Source organism: Marinifilum sp. JC120 (genome assembly GCA_004923195.1).
In the GTDB taxonomy this organism is placed as follows: domain Bacteria; phylum Desulfobacterota; class Desulfovibrionia; order Desulfovibrionales; family Desulfovibrionaceae; genus Maridesulfovibrio.
Window position 1 is genome coordinate 165539 of record RDSB01000009.1, and the last position, 17668, is coordinate 183206.

The window sequence follows — 17668 nt, forward strand, 5'->3', positions numbered from 1 at the left end:
TCTAAGGAGTGGAATCCCGGCTATGAAGTCCGGGACTAGGTGACTTATTTAATTTTCTCTGCGTAATCTTCGTGATTCAGCAGCTGGCATTTATCTGCGTCAGCATCAATGGTAATGCGCAGCATCCAACCCTCTTTGTAAGGAGAAGTGTTCACATCTTCAGGTGCATCTTCAAGGCCTTCGTTCACTTCAGTCACAGTACCGGAAATGGGCATGTACAGGTTACTGACTGCCTTGATGGATTCAACAGAACCAAACTCTTCACCAACATCAAAATAATCGTCTGCGGAAGGCAGGTCCACGAAAGCAACTTCGCCAAGCTGATCCTGTGCAAAATCAGTAATGCCCACGACAGCAGTATTGTCATCGTTGATCAGTACCCAAGTGTGCTCGGGGTGGTAAAGGACGTCTGCGGGAAAAGTAAGTTCACTCATGATTATCTCCAAAGTGTATATTGTTCTGAAAAGTTAAAGCAGGAATTAGCAGCCCCGGAGCCATGCTTCACAAACCTCGTAAAAACCTTCCGCGAGGGTTGGATGGGCATGGATAGTATGAGCCACATCAGCTGCGGTGAGTCCCTTCTTAATGGCAAGAGACGCTTCAGCAATGAGATCAGTGGCATGTGCCCCGGCAATGTGGGCGCCGAGGATCTTTCCGCTCTCTTTTTCGCAAATAATCTTAAACATGCCCGCAAGCTCGCCCATGGCCTGAGCTTTGCCCAGTTCACGGAACTGGAAAACCTGTGAACGGACTTCAATGCCTTTTTCGAGAGCTTCATCTTCGGAAAGGCCCACGGTTCCGATTTCGGGAGAGGTAAAAATTCCTGAAGGAATTACGGAGTAATCGAGTTCACGCTCTTTACCGAAACAGTTGTCCACGGCGCAAAGCCCTTCAGCAGAGGCAACATGGGCAAGCATTACCCGGGAAGGCCCGAGAATATCACCGATGGCGTAAATACCTTCGGCGGATGTACGCATGTTCTGATCAGCCTTGATCCAGCCCCGCTCATCGATTTCAACCCCGGCTTCAGCCAGCTTCAGACCTTCAGTATTGGGAGTACGCCCCACAGCGACCAGCACCACGTCGGCTTCAACGGTGGTCTCGCCGCCCTTTGCGTTTTCAACAAAAGGAGAAGGCCCGAGCACACACTGAACTTTGCCGTCAACAACTTCAGCACTCTGCACCGTCTTAGCCAACTGCACCTTGATACGGTGTTTTTTGGCCTCGCGTTGCAGGAGCTTGCTCATATCCTTATCCACAGAAGGGACAGGAAGCAGACGATCCATGCCTTCCACAATGGTCACCGCTGAACCGAAAGCACGGTAGATGAATGCCAACTCACAACCGATTACTCCACCGCCCACGATGACCATCTTCTCAGGAATATGGTCCAGATCAAGAGCATCATCACTGTTGATGATATGCTTGTGATCCACAGGCAGGGAAGGCAAATCAAGAATGCTCGAACCGGTAGCAATGATGACATAATCGCTTGTGATTTCTTCGGTTTCTTCTCCAGTATGAACGAGGACTGTTTTATCGGAGCCAAGTTCCGCAGTTCCGCGCACGACTCGGATATTCAGGGATGCACAGGTCTTTTCAAGACCACCACAAAGTATCTTGCGGACCCTTTCCTTCCGAGCCACAACTGCGTCTATATCAGCCTTGAAGCTTGCGGTCTCTTGGCCGCTCTCCACAGCAATACCGAATTCCTTGAGACGTGCTGTTGTTTCAAGGGCTTCAGCCGAAGATTTGAGAGTCTTAGTGGGAATACAGCCGGTATTCAGGCAGGTTCCGCCCATGTCCGCCTTTTCAACCAAAGTAACCTTAGCTCCCCTCCGGGCAGCATCAAAAGCTGCAATGTGACCGCCCGGACCTGATCCAATAATCGTGATGGATGGCATTCTTTGCTCCTGTTCTGAAAATTTTTACAATTCTTCAAGCTGAAGGTTGTAGGTCATGGGAAATGCTTCGTGGAGAGAAGCGGTGACCAGACAACCTTTGCGCATGATTTTCTCCACACGATCAAAGATAAATCCGTAATCTTCATCCATGTGTACGGTCACATCAAGGGTAATGCCTGTAACACGGGCGCGTTTCTTCTCATCAACACCGGTTTCAAGAGTAGCGGTTCCGGTAATGCGCTCGTACTCTGCACCACGGGTTTCCAGAGCCTTGCCCAATGCTCCGCAAAAACAATACAGAGCGGATGAAGCAAGCAGCTGCTTAGCGGTTCCACCACGTTCGTCTGCGGGGATATCAGTGTGATCAATAACGATCTCGCCGAGAACCTTGGAATTTGTATCTATAACCTGCTTATCGCCTTCACGGTCGTATGAAACTGAAAGTTGAGCCATGTATATTCTCCTTTGTGATTTTTCAGACAATCTTAGTTGTCGCCCTTAAGCTTCATTCGTGCCAACGATAAAAACAAGTTCAATTACAAGCACTTGAAGAGAAGAACCTCGAATTCACGACGAATTAGCTGTGTCCAGCCCCAATCAACACGACACATACGTCGTGTTGATTCAGCAAACAATTTACACATGGCCTGATATATAACGATCCACGCAAAGGCGACAACTTTGTCGCACATTCATGCATAGCCCACATATTTTCTTAAGACTCTCAATAAAACCGCAATCTATACTGAAAAAGTAGACTTTCTGAACGGGCGACATATTTGTCACCAAGCCTGTACATGAAGAGAAAATGGCAAAGAAAAAGACCGCATAAGCGGCCTTATAAAATACAAATAACAAGCTAAAACTAAATTAAAAATCGAGTTTAATTGCTTTGGAAGCAGCGGGCTTCTTGGCAGGGGCTTTTTTCTTGGCTGGTTTGTCCTTTTTTGCACCAGAGCTTCCATCAAGACTGAAGGAGACACTTTCCTTTTTGCCTTTAGCACCTCCGGCAGAAGACTTGGCCTTGATATCACTGGCTGTTGCTCCGGGAGTGTAGCCGCGCCCGAAAATCTTGGGACCCAATTTATCGGAAATTTTCTTGGCCTCACGGTTGAGCGGGTTAGCTTTCAGCGCGGCAGCAGCGGCATCGTAGGCTTCAGTGTACATGCGTTTGCCTAGGAAAAGCTTGGCCTGCCGGATAAAAACACTTTCATTGGCCCCGAAGCGGCGGACAATATCCTTGATGACCGCAAGTGCTTTATCCTGCTCAGTCATCATTTCATAAGCTGAGAGGAGTGAAATATAAGGCCTGCTGTCCGAAGGGGTTTTCTCAATTGCCCGTTCAAGATATTCCACACCGTCAGACGGAAATCCTGTTTTTACAAGTCGTCCGCCGACATCCTGCAACAGCCCCCTTTCATCGGGAAAGGCTTCAGTAATTTTACGGAAATATTTCTTGGCTTCCTTGACATCTTTTTCCATCAGAAATTTATGCCCGGCCAGTACAAATTTATCGATCTGGTTTTTCTGCTTACGGACTTTCTCTACCGCAGCCTTTTCAAGGGCGTTCTTGATGGTATCGTGAATTTTCATCAGCAGGGCAGCAAGTTTTTTTTCCTGCCCTTTGACGTATTTCAAGCCCCGGGGCAGTACGCGCTTAAGCTCTTCCATGGCCATAAGCTGTCGGAAAACTTCATCAATAAGAATCCCGATTTCAAACTTTTCCCGCCCGAAAACCTGACTCGATGCCAACTCATCAAGTGACAGACTAAGCGCATGCAGACAGCGCATGTAATCCTTACGCTGTCCGTAAGACTTTGCGCGGGCGACATTTTCCTTAATGCTTTTTGGCGAACTCATCTATAAAAACTCCCCCTAGAACCACGAACCGAAACAACAATGCTGGTTCGAAAAACAGAAAAGTTAAATTTCTTAATTTTAATATATAATTGTTGTCTCTATACCATATATTGTCAAGGACAGAGCATTATTAAAATCTACGCCGAATCACCCAGCTTCCGGCGCCTGCATTGACGAGGTCCAGCCCAAGAGGTAGTTATACGCCGTAACATGTTAAGGGCCCAGCTATCCGAGCATAAACTAGAATTCAATAACCAGAAACCACGACACATAAATGAACATCTATCTTTTTATTATCATATTTTCCCTTGCCGGAGCATGCTTGCTGGGTATTTTTGCCCGCCAGCTTAACCGCAAAGCACTTTCCCCGAATCTTCCCGAAGAATTCAACGGAACTTTTGACGCGGATGAATACCGCAAATCACAGGATTACGCCAAAACCGGAATGGGCTTTGAAAATATTTCAAGTTCATTCTCCACGCTAATCACCATTCTGTTCATCCTCTGGGGCGGATTCAACGTCATGGACCTCTGGGCCAATGGATTCGGTTACGGAGAAATTATAACCGGGCTGATCTTTTACGCCGGGCTGGCAATACTCAGCGATTTAGCATCCCTGCCCTTTTCGCTCTACGGCACCTTTGTCATCGAGGAAAAATTCGGTTTTAACAAAACCACTATCAAGACCTTTTTCATGGATAAGCTCAAGGGCTACCTTCTGGGAGGAATCATCGGTGGTGCCATCCTCAGCGGTGTGCTGCTTTTCTTCAATGCCGCCGGAACACTGGCCTGGCTCTGGTGCTGGTTGTTTACCGTATTCATCACCCTTGGAATACAATATATTGCTCCCACATGGATTCTGCCCCTGTTCAATAAATTCACCCCCCTTGAAGATGGTGAATTGCGGGATAAAATTGAACAATTCGCCGCAGAAAACGGATTTGAGCTTTCTGGAATCTTCATGATTGACGGCTCCAAGCGTTCCACCAAAGCTAATGCCTACTTCACCGGATTCGGAAAAAAGAAACGTATCGCGCTTTTCGATACCCTGATCAACAATCTTTCCAGCGATGAAATCGTCGCCGTACTGGCCCACGAAATCGGACACAGTAAGTTGGGCCATGTTCGTAAAATGATGACCATGAGCATCCTCAACACCGGGGTGGTCTTTTTGCTCATGTCTTTCTTTCTCGGCAACAAGGAACTATTCGATGCATTCGGCATGCAGAATATCTCCGTACATGCGGGCTTGATCTTTTTTGCACTGCTTTACACGCCTGTATCAATTGTGCTTTCCATCTTCAGCAATATCCGCTCCCGCAAGCATGAGTTTGAGGCTGACGCATTTGCAGCGAAAACCACTCATAACCCGGAAGCACTGGTCGGCGCGCTCAAGAAGTTATCGGTAAGCAATCTCTCCAACCTCACACCGCATCCTTTTTACGTCTGGCTTGAGTACAGTCATCCTCCTGTGCTGAAGAGGATTGATGCGCTGCGCGCTTTTGATAGATAGATTTCGCCTCCGGCGGCTTAAACCCTTTTGCAAAAGGGTTTAAGAATCCCAAAACCTTTTATTATGGCTTCGCCTCTTCGTATGGGACATTGCGATATGCTTTTAAGAAAAGAAAGAGAACTTGTCGTTGAATATGGAAAAAAACTACTGGAATCCGGTTTAACCACCGGGACTGGCGGCAACCTGAGTATTTTTAATCGCGAGCTGGGACTTGTTGCTATCAGCCCCAGTGGATTGGATTATCGGCTTTCCACCCCGGAAGATATTGTGGTCATGGATCTCGATGGCAATATCAAGGATTCAGAGCGCAAACCTTCAAGCGAGTATGGATTTCACACCGTACTTTACCGCGAACGGGAAGATGTAAACGCTGTGGTTCATACCCACTCTGTATACGCTACCACTGTAGCATGTCTGAATATGGAACTTCCGGCGGTGCATTATCTGGTCGGATTTGCAGGTAAAAAAGTTCCCCTTGCTCCCTACGCCACTTTCGGAAGCCCCGAACTGGCCGAGAACGTAATCAGGACAATCGGTAAGTACAACGCGGTCCTTCTGGCAAATCACGGGCTGATCACTGTGGGACGGAAAATCGGAAATGCCTTTGATGCGGCTGAAGAACTGGAACTGGTTGCTAGAATCTACATTCAGGCCCTTTCCGTAGGAAAACCTGTTATTGTTCCTGACGATGAGATGGACAAGGTTATCGATAAATTTTCAACTTACGGACAAGCCGGCGGCAAGGATTAGCCATGGAAGCAGGACAGCTGAGCACAATTTTTGAAATTGCATTTCCCCTATTCCTGATCATGGACCCGCTGGGCAACCTTCCGGTCTGCCTGTCCATGCTCCGGGAATTTTCACCTTCGCGACAACGCAAAATCCTGCTCCGTGAACTTTTCTTCGCGCTGGGGGTCATCATCATGTTCATGTACCTTGGTGCAGGGCTGATGAAAATACTCAACATCCATCAGTCCACCCTGCGCATTGCAGGCGGGGTAATTCTGTTCATCATCTCCATGAAAATGATATTTCCAAAACCGGAAAGTGCTGCCGAGGAAATCGAAAAAGACCCATTCATCGTCCCCATTGCGGTTCCGCTCTTTGCCGGACCTTCACTGCTGGCAGCGGTTATGGTCTATGGATCAAAAGGGGATGCCGGGGTTAATGTACTTTCCGGGGTGATGATTGCTTGGGGTATGAGTTTCATCATTATGATGATTGGTCCGACCATGGCCCGGGTGCTTGGGAAACGAGGACTCAGAGCCTGTGAAAGGCTTATGGGCTTGATACTTATTCTTTTATCAGTACAGATGCTTGAGGACGGGATTGCCTACTACATAACCAACATCCTTCCCCACTAGAGGGTTCCCCTCAGCAAAATGGATTTTTGGGTACCGTAGCGAGAAATAAACCTATAACTTACCCAGAGAGCTAAGGCGTTCAAAGGCTTTCGCAAGATCTTCGGTGCTGACCGGCTTAGCAATATAGTCATCTACGTTCAACTCGGACATTTTTTCAAAATCATTTTCCCGGCCATATGCACTCATAACTATAATGGGGAGATTCCGCGCAGCTGTCTCTCCCCCTCTGATAGCAGCAATTGCGTCAAAACCGTTCATCTCAGGCATTTGAAGATCCATAAGTACCAGATCAAATTCTTCAGCTTCCATATAATTAAGCACTTCAATCCCAGTACTCGCAGTTCGCACCAGATGTCCCCAATTCTCAAGCTTCTTACGCATAAAAACCTGACTGCTGATATCATCTTCGGCCAGTATAATCCGCAAAGACTGTACAGATTCCAAAGCCTGCTCGACCTTATTTTTCCCAGCTGAAACTTTTAAGCTGAAGCCAAGCTCCGCAGGCGGACCAGCATTAAAATACAATTCTCCATCTATTATTTTTGCATTCTGTTCAAGGCAATCAGAATAAACTTTTCCTGAATCAGCCACACTTCCCTTACCCGTAACATAAAAAGAAATAACAGAATAATTCTCGACAATCGAAACCAGCTTCAACCCTACAATTATATCTGAGTCAGGAAAGACTTCCAATCCGGTATTTATCAGACAGAACAGAGTCTGACTGAGAACCTTGCGGTTACAAATTATTGCCTCCGGTATAGCGGAATCAAGGGAAAACAAAATAGACCGATTCTGAATGGCTGCGGCAGGTAAAAAAAGCCCCACGTTCTTTTCAAGACAGGCCGCCGGGTCAAGTGATTCCATCTTCTGCGGGTCAAAATTTCCAACCAGATCGTTCAACGAAATATTGACCACATCCTTAAAACGTTCAGCTGAGACCACGCATTTACGCACATACTCCCGAGCATCGGGCGTAAGGTCCATATTATCCAACACATGAAGGCTGCCGATAATTCCGGCCAACGGAGTACGCATCTCGTGACAAAGAGATAGCATCAGATTCGTATCACCTTCCCCTTTAGGGGGGCACTCTTTTTCTACAGGATCTGCAATCCTTTTAGCGTAACCGACTATGACTTCAGGATCACCGTCCCCGTTACGGCAAAGCACATGGCGAACATCAAGTTGTAATTTTTCCCCACGGGAATTAATAGCCGGGATCTGCATGGAAAATTCGTCCCCGCCGGCTGAGAGATCTTTAAGTCTATGTAAAAATTTATCCGCAATCTGCGGTGCAAGATAATTGTAAATACTTGTTCCGACACACAGCTTTGGTGCTACCCCGGCAAAATCCGAAAACTTATTATTGACCCTTAAAAAATTGCCTTCAAGATCATGGATAAACATGGTCTCGACTGCGCTGTTCATAACCGTATCCAGATAACGACTTTCACGGTCCAGATCGGACCGAAGCTCTTCCTGCTCGGAAACATCTCGAATAGTGCCTGCCAGCCCACTGCTCATGCCGTCAACAGCATCAACGTATTGCACCGCATGGCTGAGCTGAACTTGCTTTCCCTCAACGGAAGTCAGGCTCACATGAAATTTATAAATCCCATTGCCGGAATTAATTTTGTTGAAAGTATCGCTCAGAGTTTTTTCGGAATAGAGATGCTCCAAAAGAATGGGAAAGTCATCCTCTACAACATTGCCAGAAAGCTTCCCTTCCAGATCACGGCATGCATCATCGGCAAACGTAAGTCTCCCCTGTTCATCGGTCATGTAAAAAGCAGCTCCACCCGTATCTGCAATAGAAGCTCCCAACCGGGCAAGGCGAGACTCACTTTTCATAAAAAGTGCCTTTATTTTCAAACCGGCCACAACGAACAGCCCCACCCCGCAGACAAAAAACATTAACCTCGGGAACAGATGCGGACCGCCCCAAAAAACACCAGAACCAAAACACAGAACAGCTGCGCTACCATATAAAAAAAAGCTTATATTATTGGACAGAACCATTCCTGCGAAGCCTCATTATGTTAAAAAAATTCCCGAACCCTAGACCACTTCAAAAAAGTAACAACAGACTTACTAATATTTTCGAGACACCACAACCAATGTATTGAGGATCTAAATTATTATCAATAGATCAAACACATAGTCTCACGATTGAGACAACAAAAACAAAGCCCGTTTCCAATAAAAGGAAACGGGCTTTGTAAGTAAGTTTAACTTTCTGGCAGAGAACCTTGCCGCGCATAAAACTTTATAGGCTCAAGGTCATCCCTTGATCGGGATTAACTTCAGGAACAGCTTCCTGCGAAGGGGAATCCTGATGGACACTCTTAAGCATGGCCAGTTCTTCTACGGACAAGATTTTATTGATATCCAGAATGATTACAAACTCATCACCCTGCTTGCCCATGCCCCGGATGAATTCGGTCTTAATTGTCGTGCCCATTCTGGGCGGCTCTTCAATCATATTTTCTGTAAGCTCAATAACTTCCCGAACCGAATCGGCTAGAGCACCCATTACCGTACTTTCTCCGTCAAAAGAAACCTCAACGATAATAATACAGGTATTAATGGTATCCTCTGTTCTGCTCATTCCGAACTTAAGGCGCATATCAACAACAGGGACTGCATGCCCCCTAAGATTGATTACCCCCCGCATAAACTTGGGCGTTCTGGGAATTCTGGTTATGGGGGTAAGCTCTAGTACTTCCCGCACACTGGCTATATCCAATGCATAAATATCCTTGTTTAAAGTAAACGTCAGATATTGATTGGTCGTACTATTTATTTCAGCATTCATTATTCCACCTACCTCAATTTAATCATCCCTGTAACAAAAAACGGCCTAATTGCGACAACTATATATCAAGTGCGCAAAAACAACCAGCGCTTATCAGAATTTTTCAAATTCATTGTCTGAAAAATCACTTCCCATATCCAGAGCAACACCACCGGAAGGTTCACTATCAGCCCGAACCTTGGATTCTGATGACATGCTATTAATCCGGGACACCGAGGTGGAAGCCCTCGGAGCGGAACTGCGGGGAGCGGGCGCTGACTTTACTACGGCCCTTGCAGCAGGCAAAGCCTGAACTCTTGAACGAGGCTGATTTCTAACCCTGAAGAAACTCATGACCTCCTGCAACTGTTCAGCTTGACTGGATAATTCCTCAGATGTGGAGGCCATTTCCTCAGAAGCGGAAGCATTCTGCTGGGTGACCTGATCAAGCTGCTGCACAGCCTTGTTTATCTGTTCCGCACCGCATAGCTGTTCACTGCTTCCAGCTGTTATTTCCTGTACAAGTTCCGCTGTCTTCTTAATATCTGGAACAAGCTGCTTCAACATCTCACCGGCTTTTTCAGCCACACTGACTGTGTTTGAGGAAAGCTCACCGATCTCACCGGCAGCAGCACCGCTTCGCTCTGCAAGCTTACGCACCTCCGCAGCAACAACGGCAAAACCTTTACCGTGTTCCCCGGCGCGGGCAGCTTCAATAGCAGCATTAAGTGCAAGCAGGTTAGTCTGACGAGCGATTTCTTCAATGATGGAAATCTTTTCCGCAATATTCTTCATGGCATCTACAGCCTTGATAACAGCTTCACCACCCTCTTCTGCCTGTTGCGAAGACTGCAAGGCTATCTGCTCGGTCTCGTGAGCATTTTCAGAATTCTGTCTGATGTTGGCGGTCATTTCTTCCATAGAAGCGGAGACCTCCTCGACACTGGCAGCCTGCTCGGTGGATGCCTGAGAAAGGTTTTCTGCGGTGGCTGAGAGCTCTTCACTGCCTGAAGCAACATTCTCGGAAGAAATTCCTACTTCACCCACAACAGCAGAAAGCTTTACCACCATATCATTCAAGGCCGCAGCTAGAGTTCCAATCTCATCGCGCTGATCAATATCCAGAGTTCTTGTGAAATCACCCTGCGCCATATGTTCAGCAAAAGAAACACCTTCACGAATAGGTCTGGTAATAACTCTGGTCACGGCTATTGATATTATAGCTCCAAGCACAAGAGCCAAAGCCAGACCGCCCAGAATCATAGAAAAAGAAGAAGTAATGACGTTTTGAGCAGCAACCTGTTGTTCATCCATTAAAACCTGACTAAGATTCAGTGCGTCTGCTCCAACCTCGGCCATGCCTTTTAACTCAACACCCTGCAAATCAACTTTTTTGACGATGGAATTGAACCCGTCAAGGTAATCACGAGCAGCACTTTCAAGCTCTCCTACGTCCAGATCAGAATTCGAAGCAACCCAGCTGTTACTGCGAAAAGCGTCACATTTGTCAATCACCGAACTTAACAGAGAGCGAGTCTGTTTTACGTATTCATCACTACTTGTGCGCAGGTAATTTGAAAGAGTAAAACGACTGGTTATAAACTTTTTCTCAAGATCAGAAATGGTTGAAAATGCTTCAAAAACGCTCGCCATGTTTAATCCAGCAGAAGCACCGTTCATGCCCTGCTCCATGGCCGTATTAGCACGAGCTTCAATGCGGGAAACCGCTGAATCTAGCCTTCCAACAGCCGCTACACAATTTTTTATTGCTTCTGTTTTTTCATGCTCATACTTTGCATATCTATCAAAAATTACACTATATTCAGTAGACTTACCTGCAACAGAAGTGATGTCGGCAAGACCTTTACCTGAAAAAATATTTTTATTAGCTGATATACTTTTACCAATCTCGTCTATGGAACTGTTAAATTTGTCTTCATATTCGACTGTTCCCCGCAAAGTATAATAAAGGACCATCAACCTTGAGTTATACATATCGGAAACAGCCTTGCTGACAACATCAGTGCGTTTGGCTTCATCTGCAACTTTCGCTAAGCCGTACCACCCGACAACGCCGACAACTGCTGTCAGCAGCAGAACAACGACAAATCCCCCACCAATTTTCCATCCGAGCTTCAAATTTTTGAACATCTAATGTCTCCTGTCTGTCAGATATAACTACCGTCTCAACCTCAATTTGAAAAAACACTAAGAATCGTCTTCGTTGCTAGCAATCATGCAGTTAACACTTTGCTGTTAGCATTTTTGTATGTTCAATTTAAAATTCACCCAAGACAAACGAATCAGCATAACCCAAAAGACTCACTTTTCAAGATGATTTTGAATAGCCTCAAGTACAGCTTCCAGTTCTAAATTTACCTTTGGCATAAAGACTCTGGCCCTTTCAAGATCTCCTTTCCGGGAGACCATCTCAATTTTTTCAGCAATCAAGGCTATTCCATTTGCCCTGATCGTTGCGGAAATTCCTTTCAAGGCATGTGAATACTTCACAACCTGAGCCAAATCCCCCATATCAATAGCTTCAGCGAGAGCTTTGGCGCGTGCTGGGGCATCTACCATATACACGCTTAATATCTCAGCACCGAGTTCCAGATCTCCCCCGAGATGACTATAAAAAGCTTGCTCATTAAAAATTACATCAGACATTATCGTCCTCCGCTGTTGTAAAATTTACAGCCTTGTTAATAGCACATTCAAGAACGATTAACCAACCTAGAAAACAGGGGAATTTCCAACTCAATTTTACGTTTTAAGAAGCGTTCCTGCCCTGCTTTTTCGGCAATAACGCGTGCATTTTCAAGTTCTCTGAGCCCCTCGTGCAACCTAAAAACTTTTAGATTGGTAACAGCAACTTCAGCACTGACCCGCCAATCCTCGGTGTAGTGAAGCGAAAGATGGGAAAGAAATCCAAGCCTGCTTGGCTCCCCTCCTTTCACTCCGCTAAAGATGGAGCCAAGCTTCCGATAGATTTCTTTGTCAGAGGGTTTCCGGTAAAGAGCAGCAAAAAAACAATCTGATGCGCATGACGGTATACCTTCATCTTCGTTAAAAGTGACCCCCGAACGTATATTCAAGCCACTTTTGAATGCCGCATCCCCCCAAAGCTTCAAAAGATGAACATCATCTTCAGGCTTAGCTGCTTTATCGGATCTGCCTGTCACGGAATACGAATACCAAAAATGCTTCGCCACTTCCCATTGCCCCAACTTGAGAGCACTCAAAGAAGCTGACATATTGAAATAACAATCAGAAGAACCGATACTTTTATCGAGATAAGGATGCGCGATTTGCATAAAAAGATCTGTAAACCCGGATCTGGCCAAAATCCTGAATAATGCAACATCGCGCAATTCGCATCTGCCAAGAGAAAATAATCTTTTTAACAGCAGATCTAAATCTACTGATTTGTCGCCAGCTTCAGCCAGCAAGAACTCACTCATACAAAGCAACAACTCGGCCCTATCAGCAGCAAGACTGCGCGAAGTTAGACTCTCAGCTATTTCACAGATCGCGGCGACCCTTGAGGAAGGTAGATGGTCTTTCAGAACCCTTGCATATGCAGCCATTCCGACTGAGCCGCTAAGTTCTGGACTATTAATAAACCGATCAAGTACTTCCTTCAGTTCAAGAACATCATTATAAACTTCGATTTCCTTGCCGACCTCGAACAGCTCCTCAAGCCCCCCCCCCACGTCAGGAGTAACAACAGCGCAACCACAGGATGTAGCCTCAAAAAGCCTGAAATTTACTTCACCAAAAAGAGCTTCATTAGGAACGACTCTGGTTTTCCTGTAAACCGCCATCATCTCGGAATAATTCAAACTGTCTTCCAGATTCAAATTATATTGAGACTTTAAAAAATCCACAAACCAGAGCCGAGATTTCCTGTGACTTGTGACCCTGCCCACAAAAGTCAGATCATGCTGCCGTCTTGAATGCCGAACAAACCCAGGCCCAACAGCAGTAGGTCCCGACGGTATCGCCATCCAAGGCATCCACTCAACTTTTGCACTGCAAGCATTGATAAATTCCGGAACATACTTTTTCTGTGTAGTTAAAACACAATCGAAAAGATCAGCATAGTATCTGTGCCAGTACATATTCATATGTGTATCCACAGACCAGAAAACCTTGATGCAATCCAACTTATGAAGACCATACAGGAAAAGCCGTCTGCCTAATGATTCCTGCTGCAAAATTAAGTCAGGATTAAAACCCAGCTCATCCAACTTTTCGGGAAGATCAAGTTTCCCTTTCTGCCCATGAAGAGACCTAACTTCATACCCCATTGCGGTGAAAGCATTAACCACTGGCATAGTACAATTTATCAACAAAAGTTTATGCATGTGGAATGTATACGCTAAGCATGCGCAACTTGAAAAGTTAAATTACAGCCTGCTTTGGGTTCTAAATCCTTCCAAAAGCACACAAAGGAAATTGAATATCAAAATCAACAAATTCATTCAATATAATTTTTAGACGACCTAACATAGAAACCAATTTACTTGAAACAAACTAAGCCTAATAAAAAAGCCCATAGTTTCTGGACCGAAACTACGGGCTTTTATCGTCGCTTAAGAACACTTAAGACTGCCACCACCTTTCATTTTCGCTGCTTGTAATAACCGTTCAGCTCCGGATATCATTTCTTCTAATGAATTTGCAGCAATGGTGTTAACTCCAATTGAAACAGTAACCTTTATTTTATACTCGCCAATATCAAAAGCATTCTTAGCAATATTACCGGCCAACTCCATAAATACTGATTCCACATACTCAAGCTTCATATCTGCACACAAAATACAAAAGGCATCACCGCCATAACGGCTAACCACATCTCCCTTTCGAAAGCGGTCACGCAGAATTTCAGCTACAAATCTTATAACCTCATCACCAACAAGGTGCCCATAAGTTTCATTGCAAGCCCTGATGTTATCAATATCTATCATTACGGCGACCAATGAAGATTTAGAACGCTTCTGCTGGGAAAATAGCTTTTCGCCGTATTTAAACAATGCACTGCGACTGAATACATCTGTTAAAACATCATTATCGGAAATACGCTTAATCGTCTTAATATATTCAGCACTATCAATTGTATTATTCACACGGCAGTAGAATTCTTCAGGTTCAAAAGGCTGTCTGATATAATCATTAGCACCACTTTTCAAAAATTCAGCTGAAGATCCGGTTCCATCCTCACAAGAAAACCCAATAATAGGAAGATCGTCTTTGGAATAAATTTTCCTTACTTCTTTAATAGTGCTAGGTCCGTCCATCCCTGACATCTTATCACCAGTTATTAAAAGTCGGATATCATCGGTCTTAATAAGTTCTAACACTTCCTCTCCATCAGAAGCTTCAAAAACTTGAAAATTATTAACCAGAAGTAAATCGCGGCAAAGGGAGCGAGTAGAACTTGATTCATCTACAACTACTACTTTTCGAGAAGTATTTTTCCCAAGTCGATCCACCAGACTGACAACGTGCTGAATATCATCAAAGTTTACCTTCTGCACATAATCAACAATTCGTTTGGACCACATGGCAGCACGCAACTCTTCACTGATTTCTCCAGTGAAAACAATTGACGGAATTTCATATGAAACTACTAAATCAACAACCTCCCCATTGGGAGCATCAGGTAGGACAATATCGAGAAGGGCAACAAAAAATTCATCGCTCTTATGTTTTAGGTATTCCTCGGCACTGGCATAATCCCGAAACAGCATAATCTCGACATCTAATTTTGCTAAAATGCTTCTTTTAAGAATACCTGCAAAAGTAATACTATCTTCAACAATTAAAACTTTACTTGGCCGGGCAACACCGGATGACATACTATCTTGGGACATATACGCCTCAATATTTTTTGAAGACCAGTTGTGCTGTAATGCTTTTAACGACAACCCCACAACAAAGTATACCAACTATAACAAGTGGATAAAGTTGTATTCTAAGCACTTTATTAATGCCTTGAATAAAAACAGTCAATCCAAAGAAAATGTCAGACTAAGTCGGAACTCATACACACTAATCGAGATGCGCGGTAATAATACTTTCACAATCAACAACACACAGCTACCCTATGGACACAACCGCGACTCACGAGCCTGATATAACAGATCACAATTACCAAGCCCGCAGGCCCGTTGGGCATCCTGACAGCCAAGTTTCGTCTGCTTGGAATAAAAATAGACAATTCCACGATTGTAATAGCCATCAGCATTCTGGGGTTCCAACTCCAAAACACGGTTATACTCAACTAAGGCCTTATGATATTGCTTCCTTGCCAAATAAATATTTCCTCTATTTAAATAAGCACTTGCATACTCAGGATTTGCCTTGAGAGCATTATTTAAATCCTTCAACGCAGACTCCTCCTGCCCTAATTTACGATAGCAGATGGCGCGATTATAGTGTGCATCCGCATAGTTTGGGTCTGCTGCAATTGCCATGGTAAAATCTTCAATGCCTTTTTCAAATTTGTTCGCAAATGTATAAATCAACCCTCTATTATGATAGGCAATGCTTAATTCAGTATTGAATTCTATAGCCTTGGTATAATCATCTATAGCCCGCTGATGGTTACCCATATTGAAATAGGTCAAAGCACGATTCAAATACGCATTTTCATGCTTTGGATTTATTTCAATTACCCGGTCATAGTTTATAATTGCCTTTTCAAACATACCTCGCCTTGTATAGGCTGCTCCTCGATTATTGTATGCCTTTGTATTATCAGGATCCATATCAAGAACACGGTTAAAATCCTTCATAGCAAGATGGAATTTATCAAGATCATCATAAACACGACCACGACTATTATACGAATTAGTGGCGTTAGGATTGATTTCAATTGATTTTGTGAAGTCATCTATAGCGCGTTGACGTTGCCCCATATCATCGTATGCAACGCCACGGTTATGAAATGCATAGTAATTCTGAGGCACCAAATCGATAGCATGATCATAATCAGCTATAGCCTTTTCATACTGCCCAAGTTCAGCGTAAACCAACCCCCTATTGCTGTAGGTCAAAGAATTTTCAGGATTGATATCAATTGCTTCGCTTAGATAGGCAAGTGCTTTATGAGGATCTGTAAATTCCCCATCAACCCAAAGATTCTCGGCTTTTAAAATCCAGACTTCTGCATCCAAGGCCTTGCCTGCCTTTTTCAAATCTCGCCTTATATTCTCAGCTTCCTGTGGAGACTTCTTTAGTTTTATATTCTCTTTCTCCAATTGATCAATCTTGGCCAGCAGCTCCTTATTCTGTTCCTGCACCTTATTAAATTTATCCAGATGATCCCGATCAGCAAGAAGCTTCTCCACCCTTTTTTCCAATATGGTGGGATCAATCACAATTCTGACGACAGCTTCGATACAAAAAACATTGCCTTCCATGAATTGCCGTTCACTGATAACCTCAGTTTTAAGAACTCCAACAGCCAAGGCCATTATCTCATTCTGAGCAAGCTTGCCCTTCTTCACCATGGTCATAGTTTCAAGGTAGGTACCAGCCTCCTCCAAAGCATCACGTTTAGCCCTGCCTATAGCAAATTTGCGTGCCTGCTCAGGAGAGATTTCACCAGTCACGTACTGACGGACCGTCTTCCGGACTATGCTTTTTCCATCACTAATAATTGCCGGTTCAGATAAGGAAATTTCTTCTGACTGAACCTCCTGTTGAGCCACTTTATCCTTACTTATTTGGTCAACAGTAGATTCAACTGTTTTTGAAGGGACAGACTCTATATTCTGTTTACCCTGAGGGTGAGCACAGGCAGTTAGCAAGACCATGCTAGTTGCTAACATCATAAATAGAATTGCACGCGTATCCATAAGCCCCTCCAAGGATTACAGGAATAAAAGCACCCTATTTAGAATATAAACGACGAAAGCCTTGAATGCAAAAAATGAATATTTTTATTAACTCTTACTTCCCCTCATCAGGGATTCCAAACTTTGGTCCCGCTAGAAGCTCCCCTCGGGGAACCTCCGGAGGCCCTAAACGCATCCCCCAAAAAAAATCGCAAAACTCCCCGCACTTGGCAAGTGCGGGCTCTACCTCAAAGAAAGGGGCGATAGACTAATCCGATAAAAAGAAAGGCATACCGAACCGACTCGATATGCCTTATAAGTTGATCAAATTTCCTACCACAGAAAGGAGATCAATTTATGGATCGGATTTTAATCGGTCTGCCCGA

Annotated in this window: 14 protein-coding genes; 3 read left to right on the forward strand and 11 right to left on the reverse strand. The window is 44.6% G+C overall.

What is annotated here, in order from left to right:
• Positions 1-44: 44 nt before the first annotated feature.
• The 4 genes from gcvH to D0S45_10850 all read right to left on the reverse strand — a co-directional run bounded on the left by gcvH (position 45) and on the right by D0S45_10850 (position 3764).
• Positions 45-434 carry a glycine cleavage system protein GcvH gene (gene gcvH / locus D0S45_10835; protein ID TIH15682.1) on the reverse strand — a complete coding sequence of 130 codons (390 nt, stop codon included), beginning with the start codon at positions 432-434 and terminating at the stop codon, positions 45-47.
• 45 nt (positions 435-479) lie between these two features.
• Entirely contained in the window at positions 480-1904 is a 1425-nt protein-coding gene (gene lpdA, locus D0S45_10840; GenBank protein ID TIH15683.1) for a dihydrolipoyl dehydrogenase, read from the reverse strand.
• Between the two features lie 24 nt (positions 1905-1928).
• Entirely contained in the window at positions 1929-2357 is a 429-nt protein-coding gene (locus D0S45_10845; GenBank protein ID TIH15684.1) for an OsmC family peroxiredoxin, read from the reverse strand.
• A gap of 417 nt (positions 2358-2774) precedes the next feature.
• Positions 2775-3764, reverse strand: coding sequence for a hypothetical protein (locus D0S45_10850; protein ID TIH15685.1), 990 nt, complete (start codon positions 3762-3764; stop codon positions 2775-2777).
• Between the two features lie 274 nt (positions 3765-4038).
• On the opposite strand from D0S45_10850, the gene D0S45_10855 reads away from it, so the two are divergent.
• From D0S45_10855 to D0S45_10865, 3 genes are all read left to right on the forward strand, one after another.
• Positions 4039-5277, forward strand: a complete 1239-nt coding sequence (locus D0S45_10855; protein ID TIH15686.1) for a M48 family peptidase — start codon at positions 4039-4041, stop codon at positions 5275-5277.
• A gap of 96 nt (positions 5278-5373) precedes the next feature.
• Positions 5374-6027 carry an L-fuculose-phosphate aldolase gene (locus tag D0S45_10860; GenBank protein TIH15687.1) on the forward strand — a complete coding sequence of 218 codons (654 nt, stop codon included), beginning with the start codon at positions 5374-5376 and terminating at the stop codon, positions 6025-6027.
• Between the two features lie 2 nt (positions 6028-6029).
• Complete coding sequence (locus tag D0S45_10865; protein TIH15688.1) at positions 6030-6641, forward strand: NAAT family transporter; 612 nt, start codon at positions 6030-6032, stop codon at positions 6639-6641.
• Positions 6642-6692: 51 nt separating this feature from the next.
• On the opposite strand, the gene D0S45_10870 is transcribed toward D0S45_10865, so the two are convergent.
• The 7 genes from D0S45_10870 to D0S45_10900 form a co-directional block, all read right to left on the reverse strand.
• Positions 6693-8663 (reverse strand): response regulator, encoded by a 1971-nt coding sequence (locus D0S45_10870; GenBank protein ID TIH15689.1) that lies wholly within the window; start codon positions 8661-8663, stop codon positions 6693-6695.
• A gap of 247 nt (positions 8664-8910) precedes the next feature.
• A complete protein-coding gene (locus D0S45_10875; GenBank protein ID TIH15690.1) occupies positions 8911-9459 on the reverse strand; it encodes a chemotaxis protein CheW in 549 nt (182 codons plus the stop codon).
• A gap of 93 nt (positions 9460-9552) precedes the next feature.
• Positions 9553-11589 (reverse strand): HAMP domain-containing protein, encoded by a 2037-nt coding sequence (locus D0S45_10880; GenBank protein TIH15691.1) that lies wholly within the window; start codon positions 11587-11589, stop codon positions 9553-9555.
• 171 nt (positions 11590-11760) lie between these two features.
• A complete protein-coding gene (locus tag D0S45_10885; protein TIH15692.1) occupies positions 11761-12105 on the reverse strand; it encodes an Hpt domain-containing protein in 345 nt (114 codons plus the stop codon).
• 47 nt (positions 12106-12152) lie between these two features.
• Positions 12153-13805 carry a glycosyltransferase family 1 protein gene (locus tag D0S45_10890; GenBank protein ID TIH15693.1) on the reverse strand — a complete coding sequence of 551 codons (1653 nt, stop codon included), beginning with the start codon at positions 13803-13805 and terminating at the stop codon, positions 12153-12155.
• A gap of 228 nt (positions 13806-14033) precedes the next feature.
• The gene (locus tag D0S45_10895) at positions 14034-15314 is read right to left on the reverse strand and encodes a response regulator (GenBank protein TIH15694.1); all 1281 of its coding nucleotides are present in this window, start codon (positions 15312-15314) and stop codon (positions 14034-14036) included.
• Between the two features lie 231 nt (positions 15315-15545).
• A complete protein-coding gene (locus D0S45_10900; GenBank protein TIH15695.1) occupies positions 15546-17303 on the reverse strand; it encodes a tetratricopeptide repeat protein in 1758 nt (585 codons plus the stop codon).
• Positions 17304-17668: the final 365 nt, after the last annotated feature.

Bases quoted from the DNA above. Each gene is read 5' to 3' on its own strand.
- D0S45_10855 (TIH15686.1), top strand. From the start codon at position 4,039: ATGAACATCTATCTTTTTATTATCATATTTTCCCTTGCCGGAGCATGC.
- D0S45_10845 (TIH15684.1), bottom strand. From the start codon at position 2,357: ATGGCTCAACTTTCAGTTTCATACGACCGTGAAGGCGATAAGCAGGTT.
- D0S45_10850 (TIH15685.1), bottom strand. From the start codon at position 3,764: ATGAGTTCGCCAAAAAGCATTAAGGAAAATGTCGCCCGCGCAAAGTCT.
- D0S45_10860 (TIH15687.1), top strand. From the start codon at position 5,374: ATGCTTTTAAGAAAAGAAAGAGAACTTGTCGTTGAATATGGAAAAAAA.
- D0S45_10890 (TIH15693.1), bottom strand. From the start codon at position 13,805: ATGCATAAACTTTTGTTGATAAATTGTACTATGCCAGTGGTTAATGCT.
- lpdA (TIH15683.1), bottom strand. From the start codon at position 1,904: ATGCCATCCATCACGATTATTGGATCAGGTCCGGGCGGTCACATTGCA.
- D0S45_10875 (TIH15690.1), bottom strand. From the start codon at position 9,459: ATGAATGCTGAAATAAATAGTACGACCAATCAATATCTGACGTTTACT.
- gcvH (TIH15682.1), bottom strand. From the start codon at position 434: ATGAGTGAACTTACTTTTCCCGCAGACGTCCTTTACCACCCCGAGCAC.
- D0S45_10865 (TIH15688.1), top strand. From the start codon at position 6,030: ATGGAAGCAGGACAGCTGAGCACAATTTTTGAAATTGCATTTCCCCTA.
- D0S45_10880 (TIH15691.1), bottom strand. From the start codon at position 11,589: ATGTTCAAAAATTTGAAGCTCGGATGGAAAATTGGTGGGGGATTTGTC.
- D0S45_10900 (TIH15695.1), bottom strand. From the start codon at position 17,303: ATGGATACGCGTGCAATTCTATTTATGATGTTAGCAACTAGCATGGTC.
- D0S45_10870 (TIH15689.1), bottom strand. From the start codon at position 8,663: ATGGTTCTGTCCAATAATATAAGCTTTTTTTTATATGGTAGCGCAGCT.
- D0S45_10895 (TIH15694.1), bottom strand. From the start codon at position 15,314: ATGTCCCAAGATAGTATGTCATCCGGTGTTGCCCGGCCAAGTAAAGTT.
- D0S45_10885 (TIH15692.1), bottom strand. From the start codon at position 12,105: ATGTCTGATGTAATTTTTAATGAGCAAGCTTTTTATAGTCATCTCGGG.